Raw genomic sequence first — 18,836 nt, 5'->3', positions numbered from 1 at the left:
CGCGCATGCTGTTCGACCGTGTTCTGATCGCCAACAGGGGCGAGATCGCCGTGCGGATCGCGCGTACGCTGCGCCGGCTCGGCATCACGTCCGTGGCCGTGCACACGCCGTCCGACGCCGGGGCCGGGCACGTACGCGCGGCCGACCTCGCCCTCGAAGTGCCGCGATATCTGGACATCGAGGCGATCGTGGCGGCGGCGCTCGCCTCCGGGGCGCAGGCCGTGCACCCCGGCTACGGCTTCCTCGCCGAGAACGGCACGTTCGCGCGGCGCTGCGCGCAGGCCGGGGTGGTGTTCGTCGGGCCGGGGCCCGAGGCCATCGAGGCGATGGGCGACAAGATCCGCGCCAAGGCCACCGTGTCCGCCGCCGGGGTGCCCGTGGTGCCGGGCGCGACCGAGCCGGGGCTGGAGGACTGGCGCGACTTCCCCGCCCTGATCAAGCCGTCCGCCGGCGGCGGGGGCAAGGGCATGGTGCTGGTACGGTCGGCCGCCGAGCTGCCCGACGCCCTGGAGTCGGCCCGGCGCACGGCGCGGGCCGCGTTCGGCGACGACACCCTGCTCATCGAGCGTTACGTCGAGAGCCCTCGCCACATCGAGATCCAGGTCCTGGCCGACGCCCACGGCGGCGCCGTCCACCTGGGCGAGCGCGAGTGCAGCCTCCAGCGCCGGCACCAGAAGATCATCGAGGAGGCCCCGTCGCCCTTCGTCGACCCCGCCACCCGGGCCCGCATGGGCGCGGCGGCGGTGGAGGCGGCGCGGGCGGTGGGCTACGTCGGGGCCGGCACGGTCGAGTTCATCGTGGACGGCACCACCGGCGACTACCACTTCATGGAGATGAACACCCGGCTGCAGGTCGAGCATCCGGTCACCGAGCTGGTCACCGGCCTGGACCTGGTGGAGCTGCAGCTGCGGGTGGCGGCGGGGGAGCGGCTGCCGTTCGGGCAGGACGACGTGCGGCTCGACGGCCACGCGGTCGAGGCCCGCGTGTACGCCGAGGACCCCGCGCGCGGCTTCCTCCCCACCGGTGGCCGCGTCCTGGCCCTCCGCGAACCCGGCGCCACCGCCCCCGGCGCGCCTCCGGGCGGTGCGGTCCCGGGGGGTGCGGTCCCGGGTGGCGCGGTCCCGGGTGGCGCGGCCGGCGGCGGGCGGGCGGTGGTGCGGGTGGACTCCGGGCTGGTCGAGGGCGGGGTCGTCGGCAGCGAGTTCGACCCCATGCTGTCGAAGGTCGTCGCCTGGGCCCCCGACCGGGCCGCGGCGATCGAGGAGCTGGACCGGGCGCTGGCCCGCACGGCGGTCCTGGGCGTGGTGACCAACATCCCGTTCCTGCGGGCCCTGCTCGCCCATCCGGCCGTGGTGGCGGGCGAGCTGGACACCGGCCTGGTCGAACGCGCCCTTCCCGAACTGGTGCCCGCCGAACCCGTGCCGTCCGGTGACGCGCCGCCGGACGAGGCGGTCGTGGCGGCGCTCGTCTTCCACGCCATGCCCCAGGGCGACGACCCGTGGGAGATCACCGACGGTTGGCGGGTCGGCGGCCGGGCCTGGACGACGTGGCGCCTGCAGTCCAGGGACGGCGTGCACGCCGTCCGGGTGCGCGGCCTGCCGGAGGAGTCCGCCGAGGTGCTGCTGGACGGCGCGGCCGTGCCGGCCCGCCTCCGCCCGGCAGGCCCCGCCGGTCACGCGCCCGGCGCGGGCGCGCCACACCGGAACACGATCGCGGGCGGTGCCGACCGGTACGGCGGCGTCGAGGTGGTCGCCTCGATCGGCGGGCGCGGCGAGCGCTACCTCTGCGCCCGCGACGGCGACACCCTCTGGCTCGGCAGGGACGGCGCCTCACGGTCGTTCACCCGCCACCACCTCGGCGACCCGGGAGACCGCCCGGGCGCGGCGGCGGCGGGCGACGGCGTGGTCAGGAGCCCCATGCCCGGCACGGTCCTGGTGGTCAAGGCGCAGCCGGGCGACCGGGTGCGCGAGGGGCAGCCGCTGGTCATCGTCGAGGCGATGAAGATGGAGCACACCGTCACGGCCCCGCGCGACGGCGTGGTCGCCGAACTGCCCGCGCAGGCCGGCCAGCCGGTCGACATGGACGCCGTGCTGGCCGTGGTCACCGCTGAGGAGGTGTGATGGCGTACCCGATGCGAGGTCTTCCGCAGCAGGTCACCGTCTATGAGGTGGGCCCGCGCGACGGGCTGCAGAACGAGTCGGCGATCGTGCCCGTCGAGGTGAAGGCCGAGTTCATCGCCCGGCTCGCCGACGCGGGGCACAAGGTGATCGAGGCGACCAGCTTCGTGCACCCCACGTGGGTGCCGCAGCTCGCCGACGCCGACGAGCTGCTGGGGCGGCTGCACCGGAAGCCGGGCGTGCGCTACCCCGTGCTGGTGCCCAACCTGCGGGGCCTCGACCGCGCGCTCGGCCTGGGCGTGGCCGAGATCGCGATCTTCGCCAGCGCCACCGAGACGTTCGCCGCCAAGAACCTGAACCGCAGCCTGGAGAGCCAGTTCGAGATGTTCGAGCCGGTCGTGGCCAGGGCGCTGGAGCACGGGGTCAGGGTGCGGGCGTACGTGTCGATGTGCTTCGGCGACCCCTGGGAGGGGCCGACGCCGATCGCGCAGGTGGTCACGGTCGGGGAGCGGCTGCTCGGGCTCGGCTGCTACGAGCTGTCGCTCGGCGACACGATCGGCGTCGGCACCCCCGGCCACGTCACCGAGCTGATCGGCGCCTTCCGCACGCCGGAGCGGCTGGCCGTGCACTTCCACGACACCTACGGCCAGGCGCTGTCCAACACGCTGGCCGCCCTGAGAGCGGGCGTGACCACGGTCGACGCCTCCACGGGCGGCATCGGCGGCTGCCCGTACGCCGAGTCCGCCACCGGCAACCTCGCCACCGAGGACCTGGTCTGGATGCTGCGCGGGCTGGGCATCGAGACGGGGCTCGACCTCGGCAAGCTCGTCTCCACCAGCACCTGGCTGGCCGAGCTGCTGGGCCGGCCCAGCCCGTCCCGCGTCGTACAGGCGCTGTCGAAAGGCTGAGAGATGCTCAAGGACGAGTACGAAGAGCTGCGCAAGACGGTCGAGGCGTTCTCCCGGGAGGTCGTCGCGCCGGTGATCGGCGACTTCTACGAGCGGGAGGAGTTCCCGTACGACATCGTGCGCCAGATGGGCGCCATGGGCCTGTTCGGGCTGCCCTTCCCCGAGGAGCACGGCGGGATGGGCGGCGACTACTTCGCCCTCTGCCTGGCCCTGGAGGAGCTGGCCCGGGTCGACTCCAGCGTGGCGATCACCCTGGAGGCGGCGGTGTCACTGGGCGCGATGCCGATCTACCGCTTCGGCGACGACGGGCAGCGCGCGACCTGGCTGCCCCGGATGGCCGCCGGCGAGCTGCTGGGCGCGTTCGGGCTGACGGAGCCCGGCGGCGGCTCCGACGTGCCGGGCGGCATGCGCACCACGGCCGTGCTCGACGGCGGCGAATGGGTGATCAACGGGACGAAGGCGTTCATCACGAACTCCGGCACCGACATCACCGGCGTCATCGGCGTCGCCGCGCTCACCGGCGAACGGGAGATCTCCACGATCCTCGTCCCGAGCGGCACGCCGGGGTTCACGGTGTCGAAGAAGTACTCCAAGGTCGGCTGGAACGCCTCCGACACCCGCGAGCTGTCCTTCACCGACTGCCGGGTGCCGGCCGCGAACCTGCTGGGCGAGCGCGGCCGCGGCTACGCCCAGTTCCTGCAGACCCTCGACGAGGGCCGCATCGCGATCGCCGCCATCGGCGTGGGCCTGGCGCAGGGCTGCGTGGACGAGTGCCTGAAGTACGTCAGGGACCGCCGCGCCTTCGGCCACCCCATCGGCCACTACCAGGCGATCCAGTTCAAGGTCGCCGACATGGAGGCCCGCGCGCACACCGCCCGCCTGGCCTACTACCACGCGGCCGAGAAGATGCTGGCCGGGGTGCCGTTCAAGAAGGAAGCGGCGATCGCCAAGCTGGTGTCGTCCAACGCGGCGATGGACAACGCGCGCGACGCCACGCAGGTGTTCGGCGGGTACGGGTTCATGAACGAGTTCCCCGTCGGCCGCTTCTACCGCGACGCCAAGGTGCTGGAGATCGGGGAGGGGACCAGTGAGGTGCAGCGCATGCTCATCGCCCGGCAGCTCGGGCTGGGCGATCTGTGAACGGGTGTTTGCATGAGCGACGTACGACGATCTAGGGTCGTTGCTCATGACGGCTGACGATCTTCTCATCAGGAGGGCGGAGAAGTCGGACGCGGACGAGGTGTTCGCGCTGGCCCGCGAGTTCGGCCTGACCTTCAGGCCCGAGCGCGCGGCCTTCGACGCCGCCCTTCCCGCGCTGCTGGCCAACGACGACGCCCTGCTGCTCGCCGCCGTCGTGAACGGGCGGGTGCGCGGCTACCTGCTGGGCTTCGTGCACCTGACGCTGTTCGCCAACGGGCCGGTCGCCTGGGTGGAGGAGGCCATGGTGCAGTCGGGCTCGCGGCGGCAGGGGATCGGGCGGTCGCTGCTGGAGGAGTTCGAGCGGTGGGCCCGGTCGCGGGAGGCCGGTTACGTGGCGATGGCCACCCGCCGGGCGCCGGAGTTCTACCACGCGCTGGGATACGAGGCGTCGGCCACCTTCTTCCGCAAGGTGCTGCGCTGAGCCGTCTCTCGCGGGCGGTCGTCCGTGAGGGGTGGTCGGGGAGTGGGCGGAGTCACGTCCGTGACGGGCGTTCCCGTCGTGCGCTGATGGCATCCTTAGGGCGTGAGCATTCACGCTGAGAGCCCCACGTTCGTCGGGCGTGCCCGCGAGCTGGCCGCTCTCGGTGACGCCCTGGTCAGAGCGCGCGCCGGGGCGTCGTCCACCGTGCTGGTCGGCGGGGAGGCCGGGGTCGGCAAGACCCGGCTGATCAAGGAGTTCACCGCCCACCGGGCGGGCGACGCCCTGGTGCTCGTCGGCGGCTGCCTGGAGCTGGGCACGGAGGGCCTGCCGTTCGCGCCGTTCACCGCCGTGCTGCGCGGCCTGGTGCGCGAGCTGGGCCGCGACGGCGTGGCCGGGCTGCTGCCCGGCGGCAACGCGCGCGGGCTGGCGCGGCTGCTGCCCGAGTTCGGCGAGCCGGGCAAGGACGGCGCGGAGGCCAGGGCGCGGCTGTTCGAGCAGGTGCTCGGGCTGCTGGAGCGGCTGGCGGAAGAGCGGCCGGTGGTGCTGATCGTGGAGGACGCCCACTGGGCCGACCGCTCCACCCGCGACCTGCTGACGTTCCTGGTCCGCTATCAGCGTACGGCGGCGCGCCTGCTCGTCGTGGTGACCTACCGCACCGACGAGCTGCACCGCACCCACCCGCTGCGGCCGCTGCTGGCCGAGCTGGGCCGGGTCGAGTGGGTGAGCAGGGTCGAGCTGCGCAGGCTCACCCGCAAGGAGGCCGTCGCCCTGGCGGCCGGGATCCTGGAGCGCGAGCCGTCCGCCGCCGACATGGACCGCATCTACGCGCGCAGCGAGGGCAACCCGCTGTTCGTCGAGGCGCTGCTCAGCGAGTCGGGCGGGTCCGGCGGCGGCGCGACGCTGCCCGAGTCGCTGCGCGACCTGCTGCTGGCCAGCGTCGAGCGGCTGCCGGAGGAGACGCAGGAGCTGCTGCGCGTGGCCAGCGCCGGCGGCCAGCGCATCGAGCACGACCTGCTCACCGCCGTCGCCGGGCTCGACGACGGCGACCTGTCGCGGGCGCTGCGGCCCGCCGTGGCGAGCAACGTGCTCGTGGTCGACGGCGAGGGCTACGGCTTCCGCCACGCGCTCATCCGCGAGGCCCTCCACGACGACCTGCTGCCCGGCGAGCACACCCGCCTGCACACCCGCTACGCCGAGGCGCTGGAGCGCGACCTGTCGATCCTGCCCGCCCCGCGCGGCGCGATCGAGCTGGCCCACCACTGGCACTCCGCCCACGACTCCACCTGGGCGCTGGTCAGCGCCTGGCGCGCGGCCGAGGCGGCGCGCAGGTCCACCGCCTACGACGAGCAGCTGCGGATGTTGTCCCGGGTGCTGGAGCTGTGGGACCAGGTGCCCGACGCGGCCGAGCGCATCGGCGACGACCGCATCGGCGTGCTGAAGCAGACCTCCACGGTCGCCCACCTGGCCGGCGAGTACGAACGCAGCGTCGCCCTGGCCACCGCCGCCCTCGCCGAGATCGACCGCGCCGCCGACCCGGTCAGGTCGGCCCTCCTGCTGCGCCAGCGCGGCCTGACCCGCTACGACCTGGGCCGCCCCGGCCACGTCGACGACCTGCGGGAGGCCGCCGCGCTCGTGCCCGCCGACCGGCGCCGGCTGCGCGGCCAGGTGCTGGAGAGCCTCTCACGCATGCTGCACCGGCCCGAGGAGTGGCCCGAGAAGATCGCCTCCGCCCAGCTCGCCATGGAGATCGGGCACGAGGTGGGCGACGCGCCCGTCGAGGCCCACGCGCTGATCAGCCTGGCCTGGGCCAAGGCCCGCTACTCCGACATGGACGCCCAGATGGAGGCGTTCGCGCAGGCGCGCCGCATCGCCCGCCGCGCCGACGCGTACAACGCGCTGATGCGCTGCGCCATCTCCGAGTCCGACGCGCTGGAGGGCGCGGGCCGGCACGAGCGGGCCGCGCAGGTCGCCCGCGAAGGCGTCGAGGAGTCGGTCCAGTACGGCCTGGCCCGCACCTCCGGCGCGTTCCTGTCGATCAACCTGGCCGAGCCGCTGGCCTCGCTCGGACGCTGGGACGAGATGCTCCAGGTGGTCGAGCACGCGCTCGACCTCGCGCCGCCCGCGCCCTACCGGGCGAGCCTCCAGGGGTTCGCCACCGACATCGCGCTGGCGCGCGGGCAGCTCGACCGGGCCGGGCAGCTGCTCGACTCCTCGCGGAGCATCCTGTCGCGCGGCGTCCACCGGGACCAGGTCGTGCTGCCGCACCTGCGCAGGGAGATCGTGCTGCTGCAGGCGCGGGGGCAGCTGGGCGAGGCGGTGGAGTTCGCGGCCCGGGCGCTGGAGGAGCGCGACCTGGTGAGCAACCCGCGCTACTCCTGGCCGGTGCTGGTGGCCATCGCGCGGCTCGTCTGGGCGGCGGTGCCGCCGGCGCGGCTCACCGAGGCCCTGACGGCCGGTGGCTTGGCCGCCGCGGCCAGTGCCGTGGGCGATGACGCGGCCGGCGCGGCCCTCCCCGGCGCGGCCCTCCCCGGCGCGGCCCTCCCCGGCGCGGCCCTCCCCGGCGCGGCCCTCCCCGATGAGGCCCTTTCCGGCGCGGCCCTTTCCGGCGGGCGCGGCGGGGCGGGCGCGGGGGCGGGCGCGGGGGCGGGCGCCGCCGTCGCCGGGGGAGCTTCCGACGGTGCCGGAGGGCTCGGGGCGCTGGCCCGGCTCGCGCTGTCGCTGGTGCCCGCGCTGCGGCGGCTCGGGCGCGAGCTGGAGGTCGAGGGCGATCTGCAGCAGGCCCACCGGCTCACGTTCACGGCGCTGACCGGGCCCGAGACGCCGCCGCAGCCCGGCGCCGAGCCGGCCGCGTGGTGGTTCGGGGCCTGGGAAGCGGCGGTGGCGGCCTGGGAGGCGCTGCGGCAGCCGTACGCGGAGGCGCAGTGCCTGGTGGGCGCGGCGCAGGCGGCGCTGGCGGGCGGCGACCGGCAGGGAGCGGCGGCGCGGCTGGCGCGGGCCCGCGAGCTCGCCCGCGACCTGGGCGCCACGCCGCTGCTGGAGCAGCTCGACGCCTTCGCCCGGCGGGCCAGGATCGCGGGGGGCGCCTCCTCCTCCGAGGAGGGGGCCGACGGGCAGCCGCTGGGGCTCACGGCCCGGGAGCTGGAGGTGCTGCGGGAGGTGACCCACGGGCGCAGCAACCGGGAGATCGCCCAGGAGCTGGTCATCTCCGTCAAGACGGTGAGCGTGCACGTGTCCAACATCCTGGCCAAGCTCGGCGTCGCCACCCGGGGCGAGGCCGCGGCCACCGCCCACCGCCTCCACCTGTTCGACCCGGCCCCGTGAGCCGCGCCGGGGTCAGGCGGTGAGCTGGGCTTCCAGGCGGTAGCCGTCCACCGTGACGTACACCTGGTCGCCAGGCCGGGCGTTCAGGCGCATGAGGACGGGCTGGAGCGAGTCGAAGACCGGCTGGTGACCCTGCCAGACCAGGACGATGGCGTTGTTGCCCGGGCCGGTCACCGACAGCAGCGTGCCGGGACGCATGCCGAGCTGCGCCGCGTACCCCTCGGGGACCGCCACCGGGCCGCCCCTGAGGTGCTCGGGCGTGACCTCGATGCGCTGCCAGCGGCGCGGGTCGGAGGACGGGCTCGGCAGCGGCGGGGGAGGCGTGGACGGCGCGCCGGCGGCAGGCAGCATCGACGGGCGCCCGCCCGACAGCGCCGACAGCGTGGCCAGGGCGGCGGAGGGGTCGATCGAGCCGGCCGTCGCCGACGGGATGGGCTGGCCGCCGCGATGGTGGTGGCCGTTGGCCCCCGGCGTGCGGCGGGGGAGCGGCTGGGCGGGCGACGGGGCCGAGGCCACCGGGTCGCGGGACGTCTCGGGAGGCAGGGCGTCGAGCCAGGCCTGGGCGGAGTGCGTACGGATGCCCAGCTCGGCCACCAGGCCCACGAGGTCGGCGTCCGGCGGGGCGGAGGCCAGCAGCTGCCGCGTACGCGCCTGGAGGCCGTGGAGGTCGCCCACGACCAGCCAGCCGTCCTGGAGCCGGCGGTCGGGCATGAGCGTGACCAGCACCCGCCACAGCGGCGTGCGCAGCGACGGGACCATCACCGGGTGGGCCGGGTCCGCGCCGATGAGCTGCTCCTCGGTGGCCGCCGCGCCCAGCCACTCCGTCAGCCGGAACATGTGGCCCGTGACCGGCGCGGACTCGGAGGAGCGCAGCCACTGCAGGATGCGCTCCTCGGCGGTGCGCTGGGCCTGCGAGAGCGCATCCCGCTCCACCAGCATCTTGTGGGCCAGGGTGCGCAGGCTGACCGGGTCCTCGGCGAACAGCCGGTGCACGGCCACGGCCAGCTCCAGCTTGTCCAGGGCGCGGAAGAGGTTGTCCACGACCCGGACCATCGCGTGGTCGGTGTCGGAGGGGACGGGGGTCGCGTACGAGGGCGCGCCCTTGGCGGCCTCGGAGCCGGGGACGGGCGGCAGCGAGCCGCCGGGCAGCGGCGGGATCGAGCCGGTGCTCGGGCCGCTGGCGGCGGGAGCACCCGGGACCGGACCGGGAGCCGGGGCCGGCCCGGGCGTCGAGACGGAGCCGGGGGTCGAGATCGAGCCGGGGCTGCCCGGCAGGGAGGGGGAGCCGGGGCCGCCGGGGCGGGAACCCTGCTGGCCGGGCTGGCCGGGCTGGCCGGGCTGGCCGGGCTGGCCGGGCTGGCCGGGCCGGGGCGGGGTCGCTCCCGGGGCGGCCGGCGTGGCGCCGGGGACGGACGGTGCGGCGCCCGCGCCGGATGGCGTGGCGCCGGGCTCCTGGCGGCCCGCCTGCGGGCCGGTGGGGCGCTGGGGCAGGCGTTCGGGCTGGCCGGGGGCCTGGCGTTGCGGCAGGCCGTTCTCGCCGGCGAGCCCCTGACGCGGCGCGTCACCGCTCTGCGGCTGCGCCGGGAACGATCCGCTCAGAGGCTCCGGCAGCGGGCCGCCCTGGGACTGCCCGGGAGCGCCCTGCGGCCGGCCGGGGAGCGGACCGGTCTGGCGTGACCCCGGCGCGCCGTCTTCACCCGGCACCGCGGGGAAGGAGCCGGTCTGGCGGTCGGAGGGCTGCGGCGCGCCGGGGAAGGAGCCGGTCTGACGCTCCGAGGGACCCGCGCCCGGGAAAGAGCCGGTCTGACGGTCGGAGGGGCCCGCGCCCGGGAAGGGGCCGGTCTGGCGTTCGGGAGCCTGCGGCGCGCCCGGGAAGGGCCCGGTCTGACGGTCGGAGGGGCCCGCGCCGGGGAAGGGGCCGGTCTGGTGCTCGGCGGGCTGTGCCGCGTTCGGGAAGGGGCCCGTCTGGCGTTCGGCGGGCTGCTGCGGCGCGCCGGGGTAGGAGCCGGTCTGGGACTCGGGGTGCTGCGGCGCGGCCGGGAAGGAGCCCGTCTGGCGCTGCGGGTGGCCGCCGCCCGCGCCCTGCCCCGCGAACGGGCCCGTGGTGGGCTGCGCCTGCCCGGCGGCCTCGCCCTGGGCCGGGAACGATCCGCTCTGGGCGGCGAGGGCCCCCGGCTGGGCGGGGAAGGAGCCGGTGCCCTGGCCGGCCGGCTGCGGCGACTGGCCGCGCTGGAGCGGGCGGGTGACCTCGGGATGGCCCGGCCGCGCGCCGGCGGCGGACGAGGGCGCTTCGCGCTGGGCCGGGATGCGGCCGAGGATCTCGCGGAAGACCGAGCCGATCACGACCTCGGGCGTGGCCGACGGGGTGCTCAGGTCACCGGGGGACAGGCGGCGCAGCCGCTGCCATCCGCCGAGCCCGGCGATCGCCGTGCGGGTGGCCTCGGGCCAGCCGGGCAGCGCGGGGTCGATGTGGTGAACGGCCAGCGCGGGCAGCAGGTCGGCCAGCGGCAGGTGGTCCCAGCGGGAGGCGGCCAGCCGGGCCAGGCGCTCGCAGATCCAGTCGAGTCCCGCCGTGCCCAGCGCCTTCGACAGCGCCAGGGAGGACCACCAGCCCGCGGGCAGGCGTGGATCGCCCAACGCCTCGGCCACCTGCTGCGGGCGGCTCCAACGCAGCGCAGGGACTAGGTCGCTCAGGCAGATCGATGACTCGACTTCCATCGGCGGACCTTATCCTCCCCAGTGAGCCGCGTGGTGCTGCCCGTAACGCATGTGGCTAATGGTGCAGCCTACGCGGCAAGCTATCAATCAGTGTGAATAGGGTAAAGACGGTTCAGATCCAAACCGTACCGTGGACGGCCGCCCACCTGGGCCACACATTCGGCACCAGCACGGCAACCCGCCTCCAGTGCGGCCTGCTCATCGGCGCCGCGCAGGGTCGCCGTGAGGAAGCCCGCGGCGAAGGCGTCGCCCGCTCCCGTCGAGTCCACCACCTCGGCCGACACGCCCTTCGCCGACGCCACCACCGCGCCGTCCACTGCGGCCAGCGCGCCGTCCGCGCCCAGCTTAACCACGGCTGTGCCGTATCTCTCACTCAACCGCACGGCGGCTTCGCGCGCGCTCCCGGCGCCGCTGAGGAGCAGGGCCTCGGCGAGGTTGGGGATGACCAGGCCGGCCGGGGCCGTCTCCTTGATGAAACGTTCGACGCCGAAGTCGCGCAGCGGGCCGGTGGAGGCCGGATCGACGCTGATCGCGACGCCCGCCTCCGCCGCGTCGGCCATCGCCCGCCGGGCCAGGCCGAGGCCCGGGTCGGCGAAGAGCACGTAGCCGGACAGGTGCAGGCGGGCGACGCCGTCCAGCAGGGACGGGTCCCAGTCGGCCTCGGAGATCAGGCCGCCCGCGCCGCGGTTGGTGAGCATCGAGCGCTCGCCGCTCTTGTCCACCATCGCGATCACCACGGCCGTGGGCCGGTCGGGGTCCACGACGGTGTGCGGCCGTACGCCCGTCTTGACCAGCTCGGTGGTGTGCCACTCGCTGCTGTCGTATCCCAGCCTGGCCAGCAACCGCACGTCGCCGCCCAGGCGGGCGGCCCAGGCGGCGGTGTTCGCGCCGGAGCCGCCGGGGCGCAGGACGATGTCGGCGGCCGTGTCGGTGCCGCTCATGACCGGAGAGCCGTGCAACGCCACCACGTCGGTGACGACGTCGCCGATGACCAGGAGGCCGCCGCCCCGGCCCGGCCCCGTCATGATCGGGCCCACGCCACGGCGATCCGGGCGGCCAGCGCGGTGTTGCCGCGCACGGCGGCCAGGTTGGCCTCCAGGGAGGCGCCGGCGGTGCCGTTCACCAGGTAGCCGAGCAGGAACGGGGTGATCGCCTGCCCCTTGACGCCCTCGCGCTCGGCGGCGGCCAGCGCCTCGCCCAGCACGCGGTCGTGCAGCTCCGGATCGAGCTGCTGGTCCTCGGGCACGGGGTTGGCCACGATGAGCGCCGTCTCGGGGCCGCCCAGCACGTCCTGGCCGCGCATGATCGCCGCCGCCTCCTCGGGCGTCTCGATCCGCCAGTCGATCGGCTGGCCTGAGGAGTGCAGGTAGAAGCCGGGGAAGGTCTCCGTACGGAACCCCGCCACGGTCACGCCCCGCGTCTCCAGCCGCTGCAGCGTGGCCGGCACGTCGAGGATCGACTTGACGCCCGCGCAGACCACGGTGATGCGCGTGCGGGCCAGCGTGTCGAGGTCGGCCGACTCGTCCTGGTCCTCGGTCCAGCCGCGGTGCACGCCGCCCAGGCCGCCGGTGGCGAAGACCCGGATCCCGGCGCGGGCGGCCAGGAACGACGTGGCCGACACCGTGGTCGCGCCGCTGGCCTTCAGCGCCGCCGCCACCGGCAGGTCCCGCTGGCCCAGCTTGCGCAGCCCCGACTCGGTCGCGACGCGCTCCAGCTCGACCTCGTTCAGCCCGACGCGGGGCACGCCGTCCAGCACGGCGATCGTGGCCGGCACCGCGCCCGCCGCCCGCACGACCGCCTCCAGCTCGCGTGCGACCTCGAGGTTGCGCGGCTGGGGCAGCCCATGGGAGATGATCGTGGACTCCAGCGCCACGACCGGCGCGCCGGCCGCCAGAGCCGCGGCGACCTCGTCGGACGGCTGAATTACGGAGTCGATGGTGCTGCCCATGGTGAGTTTCGTGCTCCTTGAGTGGTCCTGGCCCGGCTAACGAGGAACGGCCGCTTTCGCGGTATTTGTTCCAAACTGAGCAGAATACGGGGCCGTGGCCCGGCCGTCCACTACGAGAATCACACGAGCAACAGGACCCCGGCCAGAGACGTGGCCGCGATGATCGCCGTCGCGATGCCGCCGAGCAGCGCCGCCCGGCCACCGCGGAGCAGTTTCCGCACGTCGATGCCGGTGCCGAGGCCGAACAGCGCGGCGGCCATGAGCACGTTCGTCACCCCCGGCACCGCCTCCGTGACGGCCTCTGGCACCAGCCCGGTGCTGCGCACGGCCACCATGGCCAGGAACGCGCCGACGAACAACGGCACGATCGGCGGCCTCCGCCCCGCCTTCCGCCCCGCCGCGTCTCCCCGCCCCGCCTCGTCTCCCCGCTCTGCCGTGTCCCTCCGCTGTGCCACGCCCCGCCGGGCGGCGGGGCGCGCGCTCCCGGCCGCCCGCCGCCGGTACGACGTCAGCGCAACGATCGGCGCCAGCAGGACGACGCGGCCCAGCTTGACCGTCACGGCCGCGGCCAGGGTGCCCGAGGTGGCGCCGATCGCGGCCACCTGGGCCACCTCGTGCACGGCCGCGCCCGTCCACACGCCGAGCTGGGCGGGCGTCAGGCCCATGAGGGAGGCCAGCAGGGGCATGAGGGCGATGGCGGCGGTCCCGTACAGCACCACGACGCCGAGCGCGCCCCCCGCGGCCTCCTCGTCGTCGGGCAGGTCGGTGCTCTCGCGCATCGCCGCGATGGCCGCCGCGCCGCAGATCGACACGCCCGTCGCGATGAGCAGGGACGTGCCGGGGCTCAGCCCGAGCCGGCGGCCGATCGGCGGCGTCAGGGCGAACGTGAGCCCCGTCGCCACCGCCACCACGGCCAGGGTCTGCCAGCCGAGCGCGAGCACGTGCGGAACGGCGATCTGCAGGCCGAGCAGCGCGATCGCCACCCGCAGCACCCGCCGGGACACGAACGCCAGCCCCGGCCGCAGCCGCTCGCCCACGCCCGCGGCGTTGGCCAGGGCCGCCCCGGCGGCGACGGCGACGACGGCGGTGCTGAGCGCGGGGACGTACCGGTTGACGAGCGCCGAGAGCACCACGGCCACGGCCGCGACGGCGAGACCCGGGCCGAACGGGCGCACCCGGGTGACGGCGCTGGTGACGGCACTGAGGACAGCACTGGGGACGGCACTGGGAACGGCGCGGAGCCGCGCGCGGACGGAGGAGCGGGGGTGTCCCTGGGCGGGGGTGGTGCCGGGACGGGGCGGCCGCGGGGTGGCGGGCCCTGGTGCGCTGGTGAGCATGATCTCAGTCTTCTGACCGGCCGGAACGCCCGGTAGCCACGCCTTGCCTGTGAGGTCATAGCCTGTGGCTATGAGTGCGCTGCCCGATCTCGACTCGCTCAAGCTCCTCGTCGACGTCGGCGAGCTGGGCAGTCTCGGCCGCGCCGCGAGGGCGGCGGGGATCGCGCAGCCGTCGGCGAGCAAGCGGATCGTCCAGCTCGAACGCGGCCTCGGCGTGCCGCTGATCGAGCGCACGCCGCGCGGCTCCACGCTCACCTCCGAGGGCAAGATGGTGGCCGGCTGGGCCGCGCAGGTGCTGGCGGCGGCCGAGGAGCTCATGCGCGCCGTGCAGGCCGTGCGCCACCGCGAGGCCGTTCACCTGAGGGTGGTCTCCAGCATGACGGTGGCCGAGTACCTGGTGCCGCGCTGGCTCGGCGAGCTGCAGAACCGGGAGCCCGAGGTCCAGGTGGGGCTCGACGTGATCAACTCCGCCGACGTCGCGGCGCGGGTGCTCGCCGGGGAGGTGGAGCTGGGGTTCGTGGAAGGGCCGGGCCTGCCGGACGGGCTGGCGGGGCGGGTCGTGGGGACCGACCGGCTGGTGGTCGTGGTGGCGCCGGGGCACCCGTGGGCGCGCCGCCGTACGGTGCTGCGGGCGCCCGAGCTGGCCGCGACGCCGCTCGTGGTGCGCGAGCCCGGCTCCGGCACCCGCGAGACGCTCGACGTGGCCTTCCGCGGCCTGCACCGGGCCGGTCCGCGGCTGGAGCTGGGGTCGAACTCGGCGGTCAAGGGCGCGGCGCAGGCGGGCGTGGCGCCGGCGGTGCTGAGCGGGTACGCGGTGGAGTCCGACGTGGCCACGGGACGGCTGGTGGAGGTGCCGCTGGCGGGCGTGAACCTGGTCAGGAACCTGCGCGCGGTGTGGCGGCGGGGCCGTCCCCTGACCGGCCCCGCCGCCACGCTCCTGTCCATCGCCAGCCGCCCCTGACCGGGTCGGCCGCCGGCGGCCGACGTCCGTGACCTGCGGCCGGTGGCCCGGGTGGGCGTGGGCGTGGGAGGCGGGGCGTTGACGGGGGAGGCCGGGTGGGTCGTAGGGTGCGGGGGTGGGCTCGTATGACGTGGTCGTGGCAGGCGGGGGACACAACGGGCTGGTCGCGGCGGCGTACCTGGCCGGGGCCGGGCGGCGGGTGCTCGTGCTGGAGAGACACGCGCACGTCGGCGGCCTGGCGATCTCCGCGCGGCCGTTCCCCGGCGTGGACGTGCGCCTGTCGCGTTACTCCTACCTGGTCAGCCTCCTCCCCTCCAAGATCGTCCGCGATCTGGGCCTCGACCTGGAGCTGCGCCGCCGCAGGTACGCCTCCTACACCCCCAAGGGCGACACGGGCCTGCTGGTCGACAACGAGGACGACCTGCGCACGGCGGCCTCGTTCAGGAGCGTGACGGGCGGCGAGGCGGACCACGCGGCCTGGCGGCGCTTCTACGGCCTGGTCGGCGAGGTGGCGCACGTTCTGGCCCCCACCCTGCTCGAACCCCTGCGCTCCCAGACCGAGATCGAGCGGCTGGTCGGGCCGGAGGCGTGGCGCGACCTGTTCGCGCGACCCATCGGCGAGACGGTGGACGAGCGGTTCGGCGACGACACCGTACGCGGCGTCGTGCTCACCGACGCGCTGATCGGCACGTTCGCCGACACCGCCACCGACCTGGCGGCCAACCGGTGCTTCCTCTACCACGTGATCGGGGACGGCACCGGCGAGTGGAACGTCCCCGTCGGCGGCATGGGCGCGGTCTCCGGCGCGCTGGAGGCGGCGGCCAGGCGGGCGGGCGCCGAGATCAGGACGGGCGCCGAGATCATCGGCATCTCACCGTCGGGCGAGGTGACGTTCACGACCCGGGACGACGAGACCGGGGCGAGCGGCGGGCCCGGGACGAGCAACAAGCCCGGGACCGGCGGGTCCGGGACGAGCGGCGGGCCCGGGACCGGCGGGCGGGAGCGCGAGCACACCGTGACCGGCCGGCACGTGCTGGTCAACCTGCCGCCCGCCGTGCTGGACCGGGTGATGGGCCGCCCGGCGACGGCGCCCGAGGGCGCCCAGCTCAAGGTCAACATGGTGCTCCAGCGGCTGCCCCGGCTCAAGGACGCCTCGGTCGACCCCCGGGCGGCCTTCAGCGGGACGTTCCACATCAACGAGGGACGCGACCAGCTCGCGGCGGCGTACGAGCAGGCGGCCCGCGGGCAGATCCCGGCGCTGCCGCCGGCCGAGGTCTACTGCCACTCGCTGACGGATCCGTCCATCCTCGGCCCCGAGCTGAGAGGCCGGGCGGAGACGATGACGCTCTTCGGCCTCCACATGCCCGCCCGGCTCTTCCGGGAGAATCCCGAGGCGGCCAGGGAGGCGGCCCTGCGCGCGACGTTCGCCTCCATCGACTCCGTCCTGGCGGAGCCCATCGAGGAGTGCCTGCTCACCGCGCCCGACGGCACCCCGTGCGTGGAGGTCAAGACCCCGGTGGACCTCGAACGGGAGGCGGGCCTGCCCGGCGGCCACATCTTCCACACCGACCTGAGCTGGCCGTACGCGGAGGAAGGCGGCTGGGGCGTGGAGACCGGGCACGAGCGCGTGCTGATGTGCGGGGCGGGCGCGCGCAGGGGCGGCGGCGTCAGCGGCATCGGCGGCCACAACGCCGCCATGGCCCTCCTGACCCCTTAGTCCTCCTGCCCTCTTAGCCCTCCTCACCTGCCCGGGGAGGGCGTTCATCAGGTTCTCATGATGTTCGCTTAGCGTTTGCTGTATGAGTGAGCCCGCACGGTTGCTGGTGGTGGACGACGAGCCCGCGTTGCGCGAGGCGTTGCAGTCGAGCCTCGAGTTCGAGGGCTACAAGGTCGTCACGGCCGTCGACGGGCAGGAGGCGCTCGACGCGCTGGCGGCCGACTCCTATGACGCCGTGCTGCTCGACGTGATGATGCCCCGGCTCGACGGCCTGACCACGTGCCGCAGGCTGCGCGCGTCCCGCAACCACACGCCGGTCCTCATGCTCACGGCCCGCGACGCGGTCGGCGACCGGGTCTCCGGCCTCGACGCGGGGGCCGACGACTACCTCGTCAAGCCGTTCGAGCTGGACGAGCTGCTGGCCAGGGTGCGCGCGCTGCTGCGGCGCGGCGCGCTGAGCGCGGGCGCGCAGGAGGGCGACACGCTGACCTACGGCGACCTGCGCATGGACCCGGTGACCAGGGAGGTCACGCGCGGCGCCCGCATCCTCGACCTGACCAGGACCGAATACCTGCTGATGGAGCTGTTCCTCGCGCACCCCCGCCAGGTGCTGACCAGGGACCAGATCCTGAGCGAGGTGTGGGGCTTCGACTTCGAGCCGACCTCCAACTCGCTCGACGTCTACGTGATGTACCTGCGGCGCAAGACCGAGGCCGGCGGCGAGCCGCGCGTGATCCACACCGTGCGCGGGGTGGGTTATGTGCTGAGGGCGACGGCATGACCGGTGGCCTGAAGACCCGCCTGACGGCGCTGGCCATGCGGGGCAGCCTGCGCACCCGGCTGACGCTCCTGGTCACGGTGGCCGTGGTGGTGGCCATCGCGATGTGCGCGGGCTTCTCCTACATCATTCTGGCCGACCGGCTCCGCGGCGGCCTCGACATGAGCATCCTGGAGTCCGCGCGGCAGGGTGACAAGGGATTCCTGGAGCGCAACTGCACGCCGGACGGGACGGGCCCGTTCGTCGACGGCATGGCGACGCTGCTGACGGCCGGCGGCGAGACCTGCTCGATCGGGCCTCCCATCGTGCCCGACTACAACGAGGACGTGAAGGCCTTCGAGCCATGCGACCCGGTCTACCGCTACGGCAAGACGCGCGAGGGCAAAGAGGTCCGCGTCGTGACGATCAACTTCAAGCCCGGCGTGGCCGTGCTGGAGGCCAGGCCCCTGGGGCACATCGAGCGCACCAAACGGATGGCCGCGCTCATGCTCGGGGGCATCACCGCGCTCGGCGCGATCGGCGCGGCCTGGGCGGGGCTGGCGATCTCGCGGGCCGCGCTGCGTCCCGTGGGCGACCTGACCAGGGCGGTCGAGCACATCGCGCAGACCGAGGACCTCGACACCCGCATCCCCGTCACGGGCACCGACGAGATCGCCCGCCTGTCCTCCTCGTTCAACGCCATGACGGCCGCGCTGGCCGGGTCGCGGGAGCGGCAGAAGCAGCTCGTCGCCGACGCCGGCCACGAGCTGCGCACCCCGCTCACCACCCTGCGCACCAACATCGACCTGCTGCTGCGCAGCGAGCAGACCGGCCGCAGCCTCGACCCGGGGGCCAAGGAGCGCCTGCTGGTCAACGTCAAGGCGCAGTTCGCCGAGCTGTCCACGCTGGTCGCCGACCTGCTCCAGCTCGCCAGGGGCGACAACGACCACGAGCCGCACGTCGAGCTGGGCTTCCACGAGGTGGTCACGGCCGCCGTCGAGCGCGCCAGGCTGCGCGGCGCGGAGGTCGTCATCGACCTCGAACCGTGGTACGTCGTGGGCAACGCCACCTCCCTGGAACGCGCCGTGCTCAACCTCATCGACAACGCCGCCAAGTTCAGCCCCGGCGGCCAGGTCGAGGTGAAGCTGCGCCACGGCCGCCTGACCGTGCGCGACCACGGGCCGGGGCTGCCGGAGGAGGAGCTGCCGCACGTCTTCGAGCGGTTCTGGCGCTCACCGTCGGCGCGCGGCCTGCCCGGCTCCGGGCTCGGCCTGGCGATCGTGGCGCAGTCCGTCGCGGAGGCCGGGGGGACGGTCAGCCTGGCCAACGCCCCAGGTGGCGGGGCCATCGCGACCATGGATCTGCCGGGAACTCTCATCCGCCGCTCACAAACGGATAAGTCACCTTAAAGGCCCAAAACGTGAGCTGGCT

General features: G+C 74.9%; 13 protein-coding genes. 9 read left to right on the top strand and 4 right to left on the bottom strand.

Features of this window, described 5'->3' with window-relative positions:
* Nucleotides 1-5 precede the first annotated feature (5 nt).
* The 5 genes from IO39_RS28940 to IO39_RS28920 all read left to right on the top strand — a co-directional run bounded on the left by IO39_RS28940 (nucleotide 6) and on the right by IO39_RS28920 (nucleotide 7,967).
* A complete protein-coding gene (locus tag IO39_RS28940; protein ID WP_169789138.1) occupies nucleotides 6-2,120 on the top strand; it encodes an acetyl/propionyl/methylcrotonyl-CoA carboxylase subunit alpha in 2,115 nt (704 codons plus the stop codon).
* A complete protein-coding gene (locus IO39_RS28935; protein WP_043629450.1) occupies nucleotides 2,120-3,025 on the top strand; it encodes a hydroxymethylglutaryl-CoA lyase in 906 nt (301 codons plus the stop codon). The genes IO39_RS28940 and IO39_RS28935 overlap by 1 nt, the downstream gene beginning before the upstream one ends.
* Before the next feature lie 3 nt (nucleotides 3,026-3,028).
* The gene (locus tag IO39_RS28930) at nucleotides 3,029-4,165 is read left to right on the top strand and encodes an acyl-CoA dehydrogenase family protein (protein ID WP_043629449.1); all 1,137 of its coding nucleotides are present in this window, start codon (nucleotides 3,029-3,031) and stop codon (nucleotides 4,163-4,165) included.
* A 46-nt stretch (nucleotides 4,166-4,211) separates the two neighbouring features.
* Nucleotides 4,212-4,646 carry a GNAT family N-acetyltransferase gene (locus IO39_RS28925; RefSeq protein ID WP_043629448.1) on the top strand — a complete coding sequence of 145 codons (435 nt, stop codon included), beginning with the start codon at nucleotides 4,212-4,214 and terminating at the stop codon, nucleotides 4,644-4,646.
* A gap of 102 nt (nucleotides 4,647-4,748) precedes the next feature.
* A complete protein-coding gene (locus tag IO39_RS28920; RefSeq protein WP_043629447.1) occupies nucleotides 4,749-7,967 on the top strand; it encodes a helix-turn-helix transcriptional regulator in 3,219 nt (1,072 codons plus the stop codon).
* A 12-nt stretch (nucleotides 7,968-7,979) separates the two neighbouring features.
* Here the strand turns inward: IO39_RS28920 and IO39_RS54935 are convergent, their stop codons facing one another.
* From IO39_RS54935 to IO39_RS28900, 4 genes are all read right to left on the bottom strand, one after another.
* Nucleotides 7,980-10,685 carry a hypothetical protein gene (locus IO39_RS54935; protein ID WP_157549015.1) on the bottom strand — a complete coding sequence of 902 codons (2,706 nt, stop codon included), beginning with the start codon at nucleotides 10,683-10,685 and terminating at the stop codon, nucleotides 7,980-7,982.
* 83 nt (nucleotides 10,686-10,768) lie between these two features.
* A complete protein-coding gene (locus IO39_RS28910) occupies nucleotides 10,769-11,722 on the bottom strand; it encodes a carbohydrate kinase family protein (protein WP_245642321.1) in 954 nt (317 codons plus the stop codon).
* On the bottom strand, nucleotides 11,707-12,633 hold the full coding sequence (locus tag IO39_RS28905) for a pseudouridine-5'-phosphate glycosidase (RefSeq protein ID WP_043629442.1): 927 nt from the start codon (nucleotides 12,631-12,633) through the stop codon (nucleotides 11,707-11,709). Before IO39_RS28905 ends, IO39_RS28910 begins: the two co-directional genes overlap by 16 nt.
* Before the next feature lie 119 nt (nucleotides 12,634-12,752).
* Nucleotides 12,753-13,970, bottom strand: coding sequence for a YeiH family protein (locus IO39_RS28900; RefSeq protein ID WP_084773657.1), 1,218 nt, complete (start codon nucleotides 13,968-13,970; stop codon nucleotides 12,753-12,755).
* A 70-nt stretch (nucleotides 13,971-14,040) separates the two neighbouring features.
* Here IO39_RS28900 and IO39_RS28895 point away from each other — a divergent pair, with 70 nt between their 5' ends.
* The 4 genes from IO39_RS28895 (at nucleotide 14,041) to IO39_RS28880 (ending at nucleotide 18,814) form a co-directional block, all read left to right on the top strand.
* Nucleotides 14,041-14,931, top strand: a complete 891-nt coding sequence (locus tag IO39_RS28895) for a LysR family transcriptional regulator (protein WP_043629441.1) — start codon at nucleotides 14,041-14,043, stop codon at nucleotides 14,929-14,931.
* A 115-nt stretch (nucleotides 14,932-15,046) separates the two neighbouring features.
* Nucleotides 15,047-16,648 carry a phytoene desaturase family protein gene (locus IO39_RS28890; RefSeq protein WP_043629440.1) on the top strand — a complete coding sequence of 534 codons (1,602 nt, stop codon included), beginning with the start codon at nucleotides 15,047-15,049 and terminating at the stop codon, nucleotides 16,646-16,648.
* A gap of 82 nt (nucleotides 16,649-16,730) precedes the next feature.
* Complete coding sequence (locus IO39_RS28885; protein ID WP_043629439.1) at nucleotides 16,731-17,429, top strand: response regulator transcription factor; 699 nt, start codon at nucleotides 16,731-16,733, stop codon at nucleotides 17,427-17,429.
* Nucleotides 17,426-18,814, top strand: coding sequence for a HAMP domain-containing sensor histidine kinase (locus IO39_RS28880; RefSeq protein ID WP_245642319.1), 1,389 nt, complete (start codon nucleotides 17,426-17,428; stop codon nucleotides 18,812-18,814). Before IO39_RS28885 ends, IO39_RS28880 begins: the two co-directional genes overlap by 4 nt.
* Nucleotides 18,815-18,836 lie beyond the last annotated feature (22 nt).

This window comes from Nonomuraea candida (genome assembly GCF_000725485.1).
In the GTDB taxonomy this organism is placed as follows: domain Bacteria; phylum Actinomycetota; class Actinomycetes; order Streptosporangiales; family Streptosporangiaceae; genus Nonomuraea; species Nonomuraea candida.
Note: the sequence above shows the minus strand (reverse complement) of the source record. Positions and strands in the feature narration are given on the sequence as shown.